General features: G+C 58.5%; 15 protein-coding genes and 1 pseudogene. 8 read left to right on the top strand and 8 right to left on the bottom strand.

Annotation, left to right across the window (positions count from 1 at the left end; genetic code table 11):
• Positions 1–553: 553 nt before the first annotated feature.
• Complete coding sequence (locus F3H96_RS29175) at positions 554–1474, bottom strand: LysR family transcriptional regulator (protein ID WP_210248189.1); 921 nt, start codon at positions 1472–1474, stop codon at positions 554–556.
• A 123-nt stretch (positions 1475–1597) separates the two neighbouring features.
• Between F3H96_RS29175 and F3H96_RS29170 the strand changes: the two genes are divergently transcribed.
• The gene (locus F3H96_RS29170; protein ID WP_149805099.1) at positions 1598–2023 is read left to right on the top strand and encodes a RidA family protein; all 426 of its coding nucleotides are present in this window, start codon (positions 1598–1600) and stop codon (positions 2021–2023) included.
• A gap of 346 nt (positions 2024–2369) precedes the next feature.
• On the opposite strand, the gene F3H96_RS29165 is transcribed toward F3H96_RS29170, so the two are convergent.
• Both F3H96_RS29165 and F3H96_RS29160 read right to left on the bottom strand, forming a co-directional pair.
• Positions 2370–4859, bottom strand: a complete 2490-nt coding sequence (locus tag F3H96_RS29165) for a CoA transferase (RefSeq protein ID WP_210248188.1) — start codon at positions 4857–4859, stop codon at positions 2370–2372.
• Between the two features lie 174 nt (positions 4860–5033).
• Positions 5034–6020, bottom strand: a complete 987-nt coding sequence (locus tag F3H96_RS29160) for a GlxA family transcriptional regulator (protein ID WP_149805098.1) — start codon at positions 6018–6020, stop codon at positions 5034–5036.
• 124 nt (positions 6021–6144) lie between these two features.
• Between F3H96_RS29160 and F3H96_RS31435 the strand changes: the two genes are divergently transcribed.
• Genes F3H96_RS31435 through F3H96_RS31590 form a run of 4 tightly spaced genes read left to right on the top strand, consistent with a single transcriptional unit; the run spans position 6145 to position 7729 of the window.
• Complete coding sequence (locus F3H96_RS31435; protein WP_348530100.1) at positions 6145–6606, top strand: gamma-glutamyltransferase; 462 nt, start codon at positions 6145–6147, stop codon at positions 6604–6606.
• Positions 6607–6630: 24 nt separating this feature from the next.
• Positions 6631–6936, top strand: coding sequence for a gamma-glutamyltransferase (locus F3H96_RS31430; RefSeq protein WP_348530101.1), 306 nt, complete (start codon positions 6631–6633; stop codon positions 6934–6936).
• Positions 6937–6938: 2 nt separating this feature from the next.
• On the top strand, positions 6939–7481 hold the full coding sequence (locus F3H96_RS31425; protein WP_280177800.1) for a gamma-glutamyltransferase: 543 nt from the start codon (positions 6939–6941) through the stop codon (positions 7479–7481).
• Positions 7478–7729: a gamma-glutamyltransferase gene (locus tag F3H96_RS31590; RefSeq protein WP_280177799.1), complete on the top strand. Its 252-nt coding sequence runs from the start codon at positions 7478–7480 to the stop codon at positions 7727–7729. Before F3H96_RS31425 ends, F3H96_RS31590 begins: the two co-directional genes overlap by 4 nt.
• A gap of 59 nt (positions 7730–7788) precedes the next feature.
• Here the strand turns inward: F3H96_RS31590 and F3H96_RS29150 are convergent, their stop codons facing one another.
• The gene (locus tag F3H96_RS29150) at positions 7789–9360 is read right to left on the bottom strand and encodes an ABC transporter substrate-binding protein (RefSeq protein WP_149805097.1); all 1572 of its coding nucleotides are present in this window, start codon (positions 9358–9360) and stop codon (positions 7789–7791) included.
• A 682-nt stretch (positions 9361–10042) separates the two neighbouring features.
• Positions 10043–11698, bottom strand: a complete 1656-nt coding sequence (locus tag F3H96_RS29140; RefSeq protein WP_210248187.1) for a N,N-dimethylformamidase beta subunit family domain-containing protein — start codon at positions 11696–11698, stop codon at positions 10043–10045.
• 34 nt (positions 11699–11732) lie between these two features.
• Between F3H96_RS29140 and F3H96_RS29135 the strand changes: the two genes are divergently transcribed.
• Entirely contained in the window at positions 11733–12038 is a 306-nt protein-coding gene (locus tag F3H96_RS29135; protein ID WP_149805095.1) for a hypothetical protein, read from the top strand.
• Positions 12039–12625: 587 nt separating this feature from the next.
• Here the strand turns inward: F3H96_RS29135 and F3H96_RS29130 are convergent.
• A pseudogene (locus F3H96_RS29130) lies at positions 12626–13351 on the bottom strand (transposase); the annotation flags it as partial.
• A gap of 74 nt (positions 13352–13425) precedes the next feature.
• On the opposite strand from F3H96_RS29130, the gene F3H96_RS29125 reads away from it, so the two are divergent.
• On the top strand, positions 13426–14100 hold the full coding sequence (locus F3H96_RS29125; RefSeq protein ID WP_149805094.1) for a protein-L-isoaspartate(D-aspartate) O-methyltransferase: 675 nt from the start codon (positions 13426–13428) through the stop codon (positions 14098–14100).
• 198 nt (positions 14101–14298) lie between these two features.
• Here F3H96_RS29125 and F3H96_RS29120 read toward each other — a convergent pair whose 3' ends face one another.
• On the bottom strand, positions 14299–14769 hold the full coding sequence (locus tag F3H96_RS29120; RefSeq protein WP_149805093.1) for a phasin: 471 nt from the start codon (positions 14767–14769) through the stop codon (positions 14299–14301).
• A gap of 577 nt (positions 14770–15346) precedes the next feature.
• Between F3H96_RS29120 and F3H96_RS29115 the strand changes: the two genes are divergently transcribed.
• On the top strand, positions 15347–15577 hold the full coding sequence (locus F3H96_RS29115; protein ID WP_149805092.1) for a helix-turn-helix domain-containing protein: 231 nt from the start codon (positions 15347–15349) through the stop codon (positions 15575–15577).
• A gap of 396 nt (positions 15578–15973) precedes the next feature.
• On the opposite strand, the gene F3H96_RS29110 is transcribed toward F3H96_RS29115, so the two are convergent.
• Positions 15974–17257: substrate-binding domain-containing protein (locus tag F3H96_RS29110; protein WP_244620205.1), on the bottom strand; the 1284-nt coding region annotated here is incomplete at its 5' end.

Genomic DNA, 17257 nt, shown 5'->3' with positions numbered 1-17257 from the left:
ATAGCTTCGCCCCAGCGATAATCGATGTCACTGGACCGGCCCTGATCGCAATCAATCATCACACCAGAGGATTATTGAGGTGGCCGTTGAGCAAAGAGCCCTCGCCAGGGCAAGCAGCGATCTGAAAATAGGTCTGCTTTTAGGTGTTGCACAAGCGGGTTTGAACGACAGATATGAGGCGCAAAGCTGCCGTTCAAAAGTAGCACGCTTAGAAGTTCATGCTGACGCGCTATCTGGCGCACGTGACAGAAGTCGATGCCTTCGAAGCTATCCAAAAACCCAATCTAATGTCCCACTTTGTCCATAAGCAACCGCAATTGGGGCTGAGGCTCGACCCAGAAAGTTCGAAAAGCTTCCAAGAACCCCAGTCGATAGCCAATTGTAGAACCGTCTGACGTCGGCCTCGGGGCCGTACCGGACTGTCGGGTCTCGCCAGGCATCTGAGATAAGCTGCCGTTCTCCATACGACCCCAATTTGGTCGTTCAACGAGCCCGGCCAAATGGCCAAAAAGCGGTCAGCCCTGTTGAGAAAGCGTAGGTGCGCCGAGGGCTCTCACAAATCCGTCGTTCTCCCGCTTTGCGCCAGACGTTGAACGAGCAGATCAATGAGCATTCGGACCTTCGAGGGCATATGGCGACGATCTGGATAGAGCGCGTATACCGGTAGCGGTTCACCTTGATACTCTGCCAGAAGGGGGACCAACCTTCCCGCTTCGAGATCGGCCGCCACAATTGCGCTTGGCAGACTGGCGATGCCGAGTCCCGCAATCGCTGCGGCACGCAGGCCATCGGCGCTATCCATGACCATTCTCGCTTGCGCATGCCTAACTTTCACCAGTTCATCACCGGCCTGAAGCGACCAGGCCATTAAGTGCCCGTCGCGGCCAAATGCCAGATGATCATGTTCGTTTAGCATTTCGGGGTTGTCTGGCTTGCCGCGTTTGGAGAGGTAGGACGGCGCGGCGCACAGGGCTCCGTCGATCCGATCAATGACGCGGCTCACAAGGCCGGTGCTGAATTCAAGTCCCCCTATGCGAACCGCGAGATCATAGCCGCCGCCAACGAGGTCACTGATGCGATCGGAAAATGTCACCTCTGCCCTGATCTCTGGCCATTGGAGGAGGTATTCCTGCAGAACCGGCAAGATGCGTAGCCGGCCATAGGCATCAGGAACGGACAGTTTTATCGCGCCACGGGGCTTTTGCTCACGGTGCCGGACTGCCGCCTCTGCTTCTTCCAGATCTGCCAGCAGCGAAACGCAGCGTTCGTAGAAAAGCAGGCCGTCCGAAGTGGGCGAAACTCGGCGCGTACTCCGGTTGAGCAACCTTGCGCCAAGACGCTCCTCCAGCCTGATAACGGCCTTCCCCACAGCCGATCGCGTTATGCGCAGCGCTCGCCCAGCCGTCGTGAAATCGCCAGCGTCCACCACCGAGATAAACGCCCGGATGGCTCCGATGTCGAGTTCGTCTCGCAACAGGCACCTCGTCCACAGTGTGGGGACACACATTCCCCAATAGATCGCTTATATCGCGAATTGTAGCGCCAGAACACCTCCCGTTCCCAGTCGCTCGTCAAGCAAACACGATGGAGAATAGCTATGTCCGCCATGTCCCCTCTCGATACCGCCCCGGTGGTTCGTCACAACCCTTCAACGATGTGGGACTCGACCACGAACGGTCACTCACAAATCAGCGTCGCCCAGACAAGGCAGTTGGCCTACCTGTCGGGGCAGATTGCATCCCCGCTCGACGGCTCGGCAGTGCCAGAGACAATAGGTGGCCAAGCGGAGCTCATTGCCGATAGCTTGAAGGCTGCCCTCCAAGAACTAGGCGCCTCGACAGACGACATCGTTATGCTCCGCATCTATGTTGTCGATGGCACAACAGAGCGCTTTCTTGAGGCCTATGCACCGATCCAAGCGATGCTTGCCGGAACAATGCCGAGTCTCACCGTGTTGGGGGTGCAGTCCCTCTTTACCCCAATGTTGCAACTCGAAGTGGAGATGGTTGTCCGCGTCCCATGACGAAGACAGGTTAGAGCCTCGGAGGTCGGGGCCTAGCCATGGCTGCTTTCAGGTGACCGGAACGAGCCATGCGACGGCTAAAATTGAGGCGCTTCACGGGCAGCCTTGGGGCCGACTGCAGACGGTCGGCTTTTTGGCGAGGTCGCTTGGATAGCAGCCGTTCCGTACCGCGGCCTTTTCAAATATCCGATCTCATCGGGTCGATGACCGCATAGTTTCATAAAGAATTTTGGCACCATGCGCTGCTTGGCGAGGCGGGCTCGCCTACAAAGGCAGCCTTTAATCGATACTTGTTGGCGTGTAGAAAGCCGTCGTTATAAGGACACCGCAGGGCATTGTTTAGTGTTCATTCAGGCAGATAGAATTCAGACCATTGGACCGCAGCCGTCCGCTCATCGATTATGGCGTCAATTTTTTGCTCATCGAAACCGAGCTCTTGAAGAATCTGCCTCGTCGATGCCCCGTACTTCTCAGCCGGCGGATATTTGCTGATATGGCCGTTGCTTGTCCTAATCGCGCAGGGTTCGAACAGATCGACCCATCGGTTAGCGGCAGCGATGTCATGCCTTACGAACTGATATGTTGTGTCCGTTTTGTCGTCCTCTACCTCTGTCCGATGCAGGTACTTCTCGCGCAACTCAGCGATTGAGCTCGGCACGACGGCGCCAATGTCGAGCTTCGTCAGCATGGCTACGCATTCCGAAGCTGGTCGCCGATAAAACTCCGCTTCCAGGAATTCCACCCTGTCCGCATCTCGAGCGCGATCAAATCCAAGGTTCTGCGAGAGCACGTCAAATTCCATTTCATTCGCACAGGCAAGGAAGAACCATGTGTCGCTGGCGCGATAGAAGCGGTAGCCGGCCCATTCTCCGGTCGCTTGCCTGCCGCTTGGTTCATTGAACGGCGACCGGCCCGCGTGATCGTACATGAAAGGCGCCTGTATGAGTTGTCCCGCCGCGGTGAGGGAAGAGCGGGCTCGCATCACCGTGTGTTGGTCCCTCTTCATGATCAATGCCGCACCGGCGGCGCAGGCGGCCAGATATCCGCCGAGAACGTCGATGGTTCCGAAATGAGCATGTTCTTCGGGCGTTTCCCTGCCGCCGCCAAAGCGTATCATAACGCCCGTCATCGCCTGGACGGTATCGTCATAGCCCGGATGGTCGCTCATCGGACCACGGCCCGGACCGCCGAAGGCGTCGACCTGACACAGGATGGCGTCCGGGTTGATCGCCTTCAGGGCCGCCTCGTCCAGGCCAAGATCGACGACCTGTCGATCCGTGGCATTGAAGGTGATCAGATCCGCCCACCGAATGAGATGCTCCAGAACCTTGCGCCCGTCTTTCGTTGTGATGTCGGCAAGCACACTGCGTTTGCCGCGTCCGGCCTGCATGCCGAACACGATCGTATTCCAGGGGTCAAAGGTTGGATTGACCGGATCGAGCTTGATGATGTCGGGTCCGAAGCGCGCCAGAAAAGACGATATGGTCGGCCCGGCAATAACATTGGTCATATCGAGGATTTTCAGTCCACCCAGCCAGGACCCACCGGCTTCGCCGTCTCGCGCGACGAGAGCCGGACGAATAGCCCAAGTCCGTGCGATGTCCGCCGCGGCTGCTGGCTTACGCGCTTGCTGTAAAGGTACGATCCCATCCGGGTCGCGAAGCCAGGCAAATGGGCCGAAGGTGCTCAGCTTTCCAAGATCCGGATCGTCCTGTTCAACGATGAGTCCGGCCTCGATGGCATGCGGCGTGTGCAGCCATTCCTGCGTGGTTCGGTGGGCTCGGGCTGGCACGCGGCCCTCACCAAGTCTCTGCTCCCAGGCAAAGGCCGTATCGGTTGCAAACGCTGACGCCATGCGTTCAGAGACAATCGCCGCCCACTTTGCCGACAGAGGGTAGTGCCCCAAGGCGCAATTTTCGGGCCACTCACTCATCGGCCGATACCAGTCATCCTGCTCGGGAATGCCTAGCGCCTTCACCTCATCCCATAGTCCGAGCACTTCGAGCGCGCGTTTGGCGTGCGCCTTGTGGGATGCGCAAACGACGTAAATCAAGCGACCATCCGAGCATTTATAGCTCCGGTAGAAGGGGTCCAGGAACTCCTGAAGTTCGTGATAATCCATCTTCAGCGCTATGCCATTGGCCTGCCGCCGCTCGATTTCCTTTTCGCGAGGCGACTTGTAGCGCTCCGGATAGCGCTCGACGCGCTGCGAATTGTAGGCGAGCCCCTCCATCAGGGCGGATGCCAGCGGAACCTCGATGCGATCGCCGACGCCGGTTCGGCCTCGATTGTAGAGCGCATAGAGGATGGCGTTCGTTCCAAGTGCCGCGCCATAGGCCGAGGCGAGCGTCAGCGGTGAGAAGCTGGGATTGATGCCCATCAGGACGCGATTGAGACCCATGTCGGTGAACTGCCCGGAAGCCGCCGAAATGATCGCTTCGAACGCTCGCAAATGCGCCCGTTCCGGATCGGTGGAGGCGAAGCCGGGCAGCGACAGATAGATCAGGCCGGGATTGACGGATTTCAGACTGTCGTAGGAAAGCCCAAGCCGGTCCATCACGCCGGGCCGGAAATTCTCGATCAGGACATCGGCCTTTTCGACCAGGTTGCGAGCGCTCTTCAGGCCGACTCTGTCCTTAAGGTCGATCTCCACACAGGTCTTGTTGCGCGACAGGATTTTGCTTGTGGGGTGCTGCCAGCGCGGTCCACCTGGCGGCACGACGCTGATCACGTCGGCGCCGAAATCGGCCAGCATCATCCCGGCGGCGGGACCGGCGACGTAGTGCCCGAAATCGACGACGCGATATCCGCTCAATGGCTCCTGCTTGGTCTGCACGGGATACTCCGGATAGAGACAACCAGGACACTAGTGCAGGAGGGTCAGTATCAGTTGCCCCTGGCGGACGACCAGTTCACCTTTTCGGCCGAAAGCGACGTTCACGCGCCAAGTTCGCGTGCCGAGGAGCAAGCGCAGATTCTACCTTCGGTCTTGGCAAGAGCGCCGGAAACGTTACCTGTCGAACAGGTAGGCTTCGCCGCTGTCGTCTTTAGGACGGCGGTTGAACTCTCGCTTGTAAGCCCGAGAAAAGTCAGAGCTGGAAGTAAACCCGCAGTCCAGCGCGACAGTGGACACATCGACATCGCTTTGCCGCAGCATCGCCTGCGCCTTCTCGAGACGAAGCCTGCGATGGTAGGCCTTTGGCGAAATGCCGAGATGGGTTTGGAACAGCCGGCGTATCTCGCGTTGGGAGATCTTCTCGACCCGCGCCATGTCGGCGACGTCAATACTAACGTTCAGGTTATTGTCGAGATAGGTGAGGAGTCGGCGCAAGCGCGGGTTGCGCGTATTCATGCGGTCGGAGGCTTCAAGCCTCTGGGGTGACTCGCCCTTGCGCATGCGATTGTAGATGAATTCCTCGGCAACGCCGGAGGCCACCTTCTGTCCAAGGTGCTGCGCTACGAAGTAGAGCATCATGTCCATTGCAGCGGTGGCGCCGGAAGCCGAAAAGCGGCGCCGGTCGAGCTCGAATATTTGGCCGGTTAAATTCACATCGGGGAATTCTTCGGCGAAGCTCTCCGCATTCTCCCAATGGATCGTCGCTCGATGACCATTCAACAGGCCGGCACGAGCCAATATGAAAGCGCCCGTTTCAACACCTCCGATCATGGCACCCAGACGGTCTTGCCGCCTCAGCCACTTGAGCACTGCCGGCGTTGCATAGAGATGCGGGTTGAAACTGCTGCATACAATGACCATGCCGGCAAAAGGGATGTCGCTGATGGAGCCGTCCACGTTGAGGCTCAGGCCGTTGCTCGCTCGCACGGGCAGACCATCGTGCGAGACCACCTTCCATTCGAAAGCCTGTCGACCCGCTACCCAGTTGGCTTCCCGCAGCGGTTCAACAGTTGAGGCAAACGCGATCATGGCGAATTGCGGCAGGACGAGAATGGTGACTTTCTGGACGTCGGGGGTCACATTCGTCGAAAGGGCTGTCACGGTTTGAGATCCAATTTCATTGCCGCTTTTGAACTGGAGCTGTCCGTATTTGTCAAACCTTCAGCGTGATTACGCAAGACTATGGACCGACGAAGGTCGATGGAGGACGTCTTGATGGTAATCCATGCGCAGCTTTGAGATCCCAGGTCGGTCTGCCGTCTATGCTGAAACGGCGATGGCAGCATCCTCCCACCCGCTCGCGACAGCTACGGCTTTGGACACGTTGCGCAGGGGTGGAAACGCTGTCGACGCTGCGATTGCAGCATCCGCCACTCTCTGTGTCGTCGAGCCGCATATGACCGGCGTCGGTGGTGATTGCTTTGCGTTGATCGTCGATCCCGACGGAGCGATTTACGGTCTGAACGGATCAGGTCGTGTCCCCTCCGGCGCATCGCCTGACCGCTACAGAGCCCTTGGCCATAGGATGGTCCCGGCGTTCGGCCCGCTATCGATAACGGCGCCCGGCGCTGTCAAAGCCTGGGAGGCGCTCCACCAGCGCTTCGGGACAAGGTCGCTGGAAGAACTCTTTTCGGACGCTATTGCCTATGCGCGCGACGGATTTCCTGTCCTTCCCCGCGTCGCCTAGGATTGGGAAGGCTATGTCCAGGACCTGCGGCGGGACGAAGGCAGTTCCAAGCATTGGCTGGCCAACGACCACGCACCAAAAGTTGGCAGCCGTTTTTCCACTCCCGCACTCGGTCGGACGCTCAGCACGATAGCGCGCGGCGGCGCCAAGGCATTTTACGAAGGTGAGATTGGTGCCGAAATTGCCTCGACCGTTCAGGCACTGGGTGGGTTTCTGACCCGGGAGGATCTGGCCTCCGTTACAGCCGATTGGGTCGAACCGATCTCGGCATCGTTTGCGGGACATGACATCTTCGAAATCCCCCGAATGGTCAGGGCATCACGGCGCTGATCATGATGCGCCTCATGGATGTCTTGGGCATCGCCGGTTGTAAGCGGGAAAGCGCTGAACGATACCATATCGAAATCGAAGCAGCGCGCATCGCCTATTCCGTGCGTGACTGCTTCGTCAGCGATCCCGTGACGATGACGACCACTCCCAGCGACCTTCTTTCCGAATCCTACATAGCTGCGCTTGCAGGACTGTTCCGACCAAAATGCCGCAATCCTGAAGTCATCCTGCCGCCCTTGCCAGGCTCCAATACGATCTATTTGTCGGTGGTCGACCGGGACCGCCGTGCTGTCTCATTCATCAATTCCGTTTGCGACGGCTTCGGATCTCGCATCTCGACGCCAAAATCGGGCTTCGCGCTGCAAAATCGTGGCGCATGCTTCTCGCTCGAGCCGGGACATCCAAACGAAATCGGCCCTTTGAAACGGCCGATGCATACCATCATCCCGGCAATCGCCATGCAGGGCGGACGGGCATCCATATCTTTCGGTGTGGTCGGCGGGGCGTTCCAGCCCGTAGACAGGCACACGTCCTATCCAACATGACTATCTTCGGCATGGATCCGCAGGAGGCGCTCGATGATGGGCGTATTTTCTGGGACAATGACGGAGCCCTTCTCGCCGAATCTGGAATTCCGAGCCAAACCAGATCGGCGCTCATCGACTACGTCCATCAGGTGCTCAGTGCACCTGGCCCGTTCGGGGCTGGCCAGATCATCCAGATCGATCATCAATCGGGCTTCCTGATTGGGGGTTCGGATCCACGAAAAGACGGGCTCGCACTGGGCTGGTAGCCGGCCGATAGCACTGGAACCTGCCGCAGAGCCGCCGCAGGTTCCAATACCGCACGGTCTCAGGACGCGAGCCACACCCGCTCGTGGTACCGGCCGTTCATCAACTCGTTGTTGACGTCAGGGGCGAAGCCTTTGAGCTTGTTGCTGACACCATCGAGATATTGAGCGAACATCGGGATGATGGCGCCGCCATCGTCGCGCAGCATGGCGTTTGCTTGCTTGTATTTTTCCGTGCGAGCAGCGGCGTCCGATATGCTGCGGGCTTCAGCAAGCAGCTTATCGAACTCCGGGCGTTTCCAGGCGGTATCGTTCCATGGAGCATCGGATTTATAGGCCAGTGCTAAGGCCTGCTCCTGCGTTGACCTGCCGTCCCAATAGGTGGCGCAGAATGTTTTTTTATTCCACACTTCACTCCAATAGCCGTCACCGGGTTCGCGCACGACATCGATTGCGATGCCGGCCTTGGCGGCTTGCTCCTTATAAAGTGCGGCCGCATCAACTGCACCGGCGAACGCGACCTCTGACGTATGAAGCTGGATCGACCCCGAATGACCTGACTTTTTGTAGAGCCTGGCTGCCTCTTCGGGATCATATTTGCGCTGGGGAAAGGCGGACGCCAGCGGATAGGTGTCATTGATGGGTGTGTCGTTGGCAGGCGCGCCGTACCCCCGCATGATTTTCTCTACCAAGGCGTCGCGATCAATGGCGAGCTTCAGCGCCATCCGCAGGTCGGCATTGTCGAAAGGCGCTGCGTCGCAACGCATCGCAAAGGAATAGTGGCCGCGGCCCTTTGTGGGGACGATCTTGACTGAGGTCCTTCCCTTCATGAGATCGACGACCTTCGGCTCGATGCGATTGATCAGGTGAACCTGGCCGTTGAGCAACGATGAAATGCGCGCCGTCGCATCGTTGATGACGATCGTCTCAATGGAGTCGACGAACCCGACGTCCGGCCGCCAGTAGTCCTTGAATTTCTTTGTAATGTAACGATTGCCGAGGTCTACGGTATCCAGCATGTAGGCCCCGGTCCCAATTCCGCTATTTCCGGGATCGCCATCAGGCTGAACGACGATGTGGTAGTCGGTCAGATTGAATGGGAAATCGATGTTGGGTTCGTTCAGCGTGATGGTGATTTCGTGATCGCCTTCGACCTTGATGTCGGCGATGTCGGCAAGGCCTGCGGCCGCGGCGGACTTCGTGTCCGGACCGCGATGACGGTTGAGGCTGAAGAGAACGTCTTTTGCCGTCATGGACTTGCCGTTGTGAAAAGTTACGCCAGAGCGGATTTTGAAATTCCACTTCTTTAGATCGTCCGAATGCTCCCAGCTTTCCGCCAGCATCGGCTCAAGGTCGCGGCCATTGGGAGCGGCGTAGATCAAATGATCCCCAAGCTGCTTGATCATTGTTCCGGCTACCTGAGCAGCTGCGAATGTCGGGTCGAGGCTATCACTGCTCGAACCGCCTGCCAGCCCGACCGCCAGATGCCCTCCGGCAATCGGTTTGTCGTCTGCGGCTCTGGCAAGCTTTGAAGTCAAAGCCACTGAGAGAGCCGCGCCGCCGGCGCCCACCAGCAAGGATCGGCGACTTATTTCGGGCGTTCCCAGAAGATCGAGATAGTGTCTGTTTGTCATCACATTCCCCTTATTGTTGATTGTTCTGTCGGGTAAGCGAGCCCGGCCGGTGTCTTGGGACTTCAAGGCTCATGGTGCGCTCCCGAGGCAGAGTTTGCCTCGCCGTTGTCTCCGCGGGCTTCACTGTTTCGGCGGCTCTCTATGCAATTTCGGCACGAATGCGGTTGCAAGCCCGGTAGGATGCTCTGACTAGGATGCAAACGCAGCGTTTGACCTCGCATCACCGTGGAAAGCGCGAGCTACACTTGAACCACGCTCCTCGACACTCATGCAGCGATCCCGCGGCGAGCAATAAGCCGGACGCTCGCTTGTCACGAACCCGTTGCTAAGGCCGCATCGACAGCATCGCCGAGCCGTTCGGCGATCAGCCCGGGCTCGCTTGATGACACCGTGTAGGCAGGTGAGATGATCACGTGGTCGCCACGCACACCATCGGCGGTTCCGGTCGATGGGTAGATGCATCGGCGGGCCCGGATGTGAAAAACCCGGTGTGGTCGTAAGCCATTTTGGCGGACTGCTCGGCGATCGCCACTGCCACGCGCTTGTTGCCATGTCCCAGGCATGCGACGGCGGCTCCTCCTGACCCGTCATTGACTTGGAGCCCGTCGTCTAGTTGCAGCCAGATTCCTTCCCTGAGACCGCCACGGGCTGGACTTCGTGGAGGGTGCGCTAGATGATCCGGTCATGGCTGGGTCGGTTGTGAAGTGAACCGTTCCAGAACGTTGCGTGTCAGCTTCTCGACGAAAGGATCGCGGGCAATCAGACCCGCCACCCATTCGCAGCTGCCGGCGTTGAAAATCTGTCCTTTGCCGCGATCGAAGCAGACGATCATGCCGGAGCCGCGTTTCACGGACTCGATCGCCTCCTCGTCGGTGCGGCGAAGGCGCTGATAGGCGACGCTCCTCGCGTCGTCCCCGCCCATGAAGAAGGTCGACCCGGCGTTTCCATGATCGGCTTCGAACGTTGTCGCGACATTCATCGCCAGGATCTCCATTTCTGGAGGCGCTCCATCGCTGCCCGTTGCAAAGGGAAGACCATTTCTGAAGGTGTAATCGCAGCCATCCACCTCGTAGCCAAAAACCTTCGATGCCGCGCCCAGTTGGTCGCCATAGTAGAGATCGGTTCCCGCAAACGCCCAATGGTCCGGGCGATAGACGGTAAAGCCGCCGGAGCCCCTGGGAACGCACCCGCCCCAGCCGGCATAGATGCCGCCGTGACCATATATTCCGAAGGTCTGCGTGCCTGAACGGTTGACCGCGGCATCGTCCCAAGCGCTCGTCAGCAGGTGGGCCCGGTCCGTGTTGCCAACAGGATCCGCGTGCTCGGCTTGAGTTTTGTAGCAAACCTGTCGTGTGCCATCGTCTTCGATGCGAATTTGCCAGGTGAAATTCCCAGCGAACCGCGCGACATGTCCTCCCTGGTCGACATAGGCCTCGATATTGTCGCGCATTTCCGCCGACCAATATTCATCATGCCCGACAAGAGCCACGCACGTGTAACCATCCAGAAGCCCCGGTATTGCGTGAAGATCGTGCTGGGTTGCGACATCGACAACAAACCCGTTCGCTTCGGCCCAGCGCGCGAAATGCCGCTCATAGGTCGCCCAGCCGGCTGAAGCGTACTTCTTGCTGAAGCCGTTCGCGTAAGCCCATTCCATATGAGGGTAGCGGATGGCTGCCCCAAGTTTTGGCGGCTCCGACAAGGTTATGCGGGGCGCACCTTCCGGAAGCCAGGCAAAGCCGCGGCTGAAGGGCCGCAATGTGCTGACCACGGGCGCCATCTGGTCGGCGTTTTCGCCCTCGATGCCCTCGTAGTGGTTCGACCCGCCCCAGTCATTGTAGGCCATCCATGTGCCTGTGCATGTGATGAGAAGGATGGCATTCGGGGCAGAGGGACCGGCGGCTCTCACCGCAAACGGAAAATGATGGTCGATGTGCTGGTCAGCGCCATCATAACCACGGATATGAACGATGTAGCCGCCGCTCTGCCAACTCGGCAGGTCGAACGAAACCGCGGCCGGCCAGCCGCAGCCGTTTACCGAGCAATCCTTTGGCGTTTTGTGAAACGCGCCTGGGATGCCAACCTTTGCAAACACCTCTGTCGAGGCAGGGCCGTCACGATAGATGCGTAGGTCATAGTGCAAGCCGGTCGTATTGGCGTGGATGTTCAGCCTGTCGCCCGGTGCGTAAGAAAGCCGATCTGTATAGCACCAAGCTCCGAGGTTCGATCGATCGGGAAGCGGTAGTTCGTGAAAATTTTCGAAAACCGCGTTCGGCCATTGAGAATGGACCGTTGTTCCACGGTTCGGTGCAAATCGGCCAGGGCTGAGAGAGCTCATATTCATCTCTGTAGAGTTGAGGAAACCGAGCTCAATGTTGTCTGCTGCGCTGCGATTAGGTTTGCATTTCCGGCGGATTCATATCCAGAAGCGGCGAAAACGCGGCCTTAAAAGCCAATTGATGAATCGCGGGGCTCAAGCGCGCCGATGCGCATGGGGGCTGTATTTGGGGATAGGCGCTGCATGTAAGGCCATGCTGCCCGACAATAACCGCTACGAAGTTCTGATGCTGTCAGCAGCACTTCCGACAGTTGATACCGGGTGCCGCGACTCGAGCAACGTCGAACTGAACTTCGCTATGGACCATGTCCGCTTTCAGGCAGTAACCACGGAATACTAAGCGGCCGAGATTGGGCGCACAGCGGTCGTTTAGCATGTGAACTATCGGACGTTTGCGCTGACGTTCACGACCGGGTGAGCGCGGGCGCCAGAAGGTTGAAGTCTCCTCAAATTCATCCCAAAGCCGACTCTAGTGTCCCAATTTGCGCTATAAGCACACGCAATTCGGGCTGAGGCGCGACCCAGAAAGTTCGAAAATGCCCTATAGACAAGAGGCCTTCCGAAGCCTGCTCCGAGGATAGCGCAGTAGTCGTGTCTGCAAGAAAATCAAATGGTTGCCGGAAGACTGCACGAACCTCTCCGTCATCCCATATGCAGTTCGACAGTACCAAATTCAGGAGTCGTTTCTTCTCACCTAGAGCTTGCTGGGCGAACAATTGGCGGGCGCTTCGCGCCAGTTCCAGCAGGCGCACGCCATCCTTGTATGATTCCTCGGCCTCGCCATGCCGCTCGATCTCACGGAGTAGGCGCGTCTGCTCGACCCGCCACTGCGCCGACATTCGGTCGTAGAAGGCGATGTCGATACGGCCGTCGAGCTTGTCCAGGTATATTGCCTGCGTCGATGTCATGCTGTTCGCCTGTTGTGTCGCCGACGTAGGACGTGCCGTCACGCCACATTGCACGCATCACGACGGCACGCTTTCGCGCCACCGCGACACGCGCCTTGGCGTGACACTTCGTCTTCGCAAGCCGTAGCCCCCAGGCCTTGATGAGATCGCTTCCCTTGAAGCGGGTCAGCATCGCCGATGCCGCCTCGTAGAGCGCGCGACGGACATCGCCATCGCCGGCTTTGCTGATCCGGCCCTTGACGTCGATCGACGTTCCGGACTGCCAGCGCTTCGATGTCAGGCCGTAAGCGGCGACATCGCGGGAGCGGCGGAAGCGCGCCGGATTCTCGATCGCCATGCTGAAGCTGAGCGCGGTGATGGGACTAACACCGGGGATCATCATGAAGCGGCGGCACAACTTAGCGCGCATGGCAAGCCGCACCACCAGCCTGTGCAGGACGAGATATTCCGTCCACAGCACCGCCCGTGCCCGCAGCATTGCCTGCATCAGACCATGCGTCATCGGATCGCCGGCGACGGCCTCAAGCACGGCCTTCGCAAAGGCGCCGCGGCCGGTCTTTCCGAGCCGGATGCCGAACGCCTTCAGCGACTGGCGGATGACGTTCTCCAAGTCGAGGAACTTGGCCTTCAAGTTGCGCCGGTGCGTCAGCAAAAGCCGCGTGCGGTAGCAGCTTTCCAACTTGATGTGGGGCTGACGAAACCAGTCCGTACGCATCAAATGGGCAATGCCGAGCGCATCGGCCTTTGTCGGTTACTGTGACAAGACGAACAGGATATAAAGCTATCTGGCAGCCGCTGGTCGAGGAAAGCCTCGTCGTCATGAAACCGATGAATGAAGAGCACCTGGCGATTCTACGCAGGCACATGGTCGAGATGATTGCGATCCATGCTGACCTGGCTAGCGAAGAACTCGGCAAGGCAACGCTCGATGAGCGGGTGATGGCATCGATGCAGCGGGTCCCGCGACATCTCTTCGTGCCAGCCGCGGTCGCGCCTTATGCCTACCAGGACATGCCGCTGCCGATCGGCTTCGGTAAGACCGTCTCGCAACCCTTCATTGTCGCTCTGATGACCGATCTCCTCTCTCCTCAACCGCACGAGACAGTGCTCGAGATCGGGACTGGCCTAGGCTATCAATCCGCGATCCTAGCGGAACTCGCAGGACAGGTTTGGAGCGTCGAAATCATCGAGGAATTCGCAAGCCATGCCGAGGCTCTGCTGAAGGGCCTTGGCTTCTCCAATGTCGCCATTCGTGTCGGAGACGGATCTCGCGGCTGGCCCGAGCACGCCCCATTCGACAAGATCCTGGCTAGCGTGGCGGCTGAGTGGACGCCGCCGGCTTTGCTGAATCAGCTCAAGCCAGGGGGACGCCTTGTTCTGCCTTTGGTGTCTGAAGAAGTACAGTTTCTGACTATCATCGACAAGGATCCGGCGGGGCAACTCGAGACTCGAAAACTCATCCCGGTTCGGTTCAGCCGGCTTGAAACCATCTAACGAGGTGCGCACGACTGGCGCGACTTGGCTTTTCCCACCGTCAGCTGGATGCCAGCGGTCCGTGCTTCTTTGCCCGTATGAACGCGAAGAAACGATCCATTGCGGCTACTCAGTTGCCGGAAAATGGACGAAGACCGGCGCGATGTGCCGGTCTTCCCCATGCTATCAGTGAAGGAGGGCCCGGATCGCGTGAAGCAGTCAGGCCGCCTTGAGTTCCTTCAAAGCCTTCTCGAAGGCGGACTTGATCGGCTTGGATACGTCCTCGACGGCTTTGGTCGTGACGGCCTGGAACTCTTTGGCCTGTTCGGCGGCCGTTTCAACCTGCCTGCGGACGAAGGCGGTTTGCAGTTCGACGAATTCGGAAGGTGACTTAACGGCAACTAGGGCTTCAAAGTGCGACAAAGCGGCTTCAGTATTGGCGCGCAGAACGGCAATTGTCTTCAGCGAGACGTCGCTGCCAACGGCTCTGGCGGTTTCGAAGCTCGCCTCAAGAGCCTTCTGGGCGTCGTCAGAGCCCGCCTTGAACTTGGCAAAAACCTCTTTTGACTGTTCGACGCCTTTTTCAGCTGCAGAGCGGAACTCAGCCGCAGCCTTGGACGGATCGAAGGTCGGCAAGGCGGTGCCTTCGATGGTAGCAGGGGTTTTTTCGGCGGTGGACATGGTTTCCATCCTTCAGTGGGCAGCCCCAAAACGCCTCGTCAATTTATGGAACGGACTCGACCCGATAGCAATGTTTTTGTGCATCGCACCAATCGTCTCGGTGACCGTTGAGAAAGGCAGGGGTTCTTCGCCTTAGCGCAGCCCAAGACTAACATCGTCCCAAGGACCCAGAGGTCGATCAATAGCGTCATTGATGCTACCGAATGGCAGACGCGATCGGTGTCGGCCTTCCTCCGGCACCGCTAGGAAAAGTTTTGGCCGCGAAATGCTCAGAGAAACTGGCAAGCATAGCCAACGGCGCCGCCGCACGTCGAAGTACGATGGCTGATCAGGCTCGATGCGCAAGCGACTGGATATCAACACTGAGATCGCCGCAATCCAATTCCCCTACAGGGTCGGTGTTCCAAATGGGGTGAGCACTCAATCCGATTTCTATCCTGCGATATCCGCAGGTTCGACTACAGCGCACAGCGACTTCCATTTCTCGCGCACATAACCACTCATTGCTGTGTAACTGCGTTATCCACGGTTTGGGAACGTGCTCGACCCTTCTCACTCGTCAGACGCCGGGCATTTGGAGAGCCTGATGGACAACAGGAAATTTCTGATAGCTGAAGAAGTGGCGGAACGATATCGCGGCAGTATCTCGCTTGGAACGCTTCGAAATTGGCGTGCCAGGAGGATTGGACCGGCCTACGTCAAGCTTGGCAAGGCAGTGTTGTACCCGGTTGAGGAGCTTGAGGCTTGGGATCAAAAGAATACAGTAGCGTGCCGTGCTTCAACGCGATTGGCGGTGGATGACGATGAGCAAGCGTGACTGGTACGGAAGAGCGTATAGTACCGCTCCCAAGCGCCGATCTCCACGCCGTTGACAAAAGAGACATTGTCTATATTTTTCAACAAGATAGCATAAGACCGGAGGAAGTTGCACAACCAACCCGCTCGATACCCGTCGGGAATGCTGGATCACGCTGAGTCACGCTCGAATCACAATCGCTTTTATTTCCGTGACTTGAGCATCGCTGACGCGTGCCAAACTGGGCGCGCGACGGATGATAGAAAGCAAGACTAGCCATCTGTCCTGTGAGGACGTTAATTGGGAAGAAATGCGCCCTTCCCTGCCCCAAACGCAATGCCGATTTCACGCCCCTGCTGGTGATCACGATGACTGAAATGGCCCGTGAGCGGACAATCCGTTTTTGGGATGGGTCAGCTAAGAGCGGTCCGATGCGTCAAGGGCGGCCACGCCTGACAGATCAGGTCCGCTGTACCGCTCGAAATGTCCCGGCATGACGATTTGTGTCAGGGGCGATCCCGGGTCCTCGATCTGTCGTAGCAGTGCGTCTACCGCCAACCGCCCAGCTTCGGCAAGATCGACGAAATGCGCGAGCAACGGCACGGCCAGATACTTGCTGAGACGCGTGTTGTCCCGGACGAAGAGACCGACATCACGTCCCGGCACCAGCCCTCGCTTTCGCAGGGCGCTGATCGCGCCCAGCAGCCCTAGCTCGCTTGAACACATCAAGGCGGTCGCCGGCTTCGGCAGGTCGAGCACGGATTCGAAAAAACTCTCGCTTGCCGCCATGGTGAACTCCTCATGCCCGACCAGCGCCGGGTCGAATGGAAGTTTGGCCTTGGCAAGGGCTTGCTGGTAGCCGCGCAACCTCTGCTCGCAGCTCTCGTCATCACGGGTCAGCAGATGTAGCGCGATCCGGCGATGCTTTTGAGCGATCAACTTGGTCGCGGCATCCCGAACCATACCTTCATTGTCGACGTCTATATACGCGTAGTCCGGCTTTGTCGCCGAGCGACCGAATGCAACGAAGGGAATGCCTCGATCCTTCAGGAACGCTATCCGCGGATCTTTCGCCGCCATGCGGGTGATAATGATCCCGTCACTGATCCCCGATTGCACCAGCCGCTGCAGCGACCAGAGCTGATCCTCCTCCGGTCCGGTGGAAAAGATCGAGAGCGCATAGCCATTCTCGGAGGCCGCAAGCGTCATCCCCTCGATAAGCGGGACCTTCGCGAGGTCGGCCACATAGGCCCGCGTTTCCAGCGGCAGTATCGCCGCGATCGTACGGGTGCGTCCGGTCCTCAGCGCCAGACCGTGGATGTTTGGCGCGTACCCCGCCTTCGCTGCCGCTTTCTGCACCCGGGCTCGGGTTCGGGGGTGGACTTCTGGCCCCTCCTTCAGGGCGCGCGATACGGTGGTCACGGACAGGCCGAGGCTGTTGGCAATCTGTCTAAGGTTTGGTCTGGCTGGTGGCGCCATGGTCTGGTCCGGTGCGATGCGTTCAGGTTGCAGGATGGCCAAGTATCCGCCGAAAGTGAAGCCAATGTCGGCTTGGCGACCAAAACGGCGACGTACCTGTAGTCTTAGCCCGCCACAAATATCATTCGTGTACGTACGAATCCAGCTTGACAGCGCAACGCATTTGGCCAATCGTAACGTTACAAATTTGATTGTAACGTTACGATTGGCACGCGCAAGACC

It is taken from the genome of Mesorhizobium sp. NFR06 (assembly GCF_900115245.1).
Lineage (GTDB): Bacteria > Pseudomonadota > Alphaproteobacteria > Rhizobiales > Rhizobiaceae > Mesorhizobium.
This window is presented reverse-complemented; position numbering and strand designations above follow the sequence as displayed.